The following is a 271-nucleotide window of genomic DNA, read 5'->3' on the forward strand; positions in this document are numbered from 1 at the left end:
CTGTAGTTATCATCAAGTATGTCAACAACATCGAGGCTAAATTTACCTTGCGTAAGCGTACCGGGTTTATCAAAAGCAACTAAAGTAAGCTATGAGAGTGTTTCGAGCACATGTGCTTGCTGAATTAATATTCCTTTACGAGTGAAGGTAGCCAAAGCACACGTTAACGCGGTTGGAATAGCTAAACTCAATGCGCACGGGCAGGTGGCCACTAACACCGATATAGTGATCCAAAAAGCGACATCAGGGTCAATTTGATACCAGCTAATTG

The 271-nt window shown here is 42.8% G+C and carries 1 pseudogene; it reads right to left on the bottom strand.

Annotation, left to right across the window (positions count from 1 at the left end):
- Nucleotides 1-271: pseudogene (locus tag AAEY62_RS22505) on the bottom strand (heavy metal translocating P-type ATPase); the annotation flags it as partial.

It is taken from the genome of Pseudoalteromonas sp. GW168-MNA-CIBAN-0100, from assembly GCF_040309225.1.
GTDB lineage: Bacteria > Pseudomonadota > Gammaproteobacteria > Enterobacterales > Alteromonadaceae > Pseudoalteromonas > Pseudoalteromonas arctica.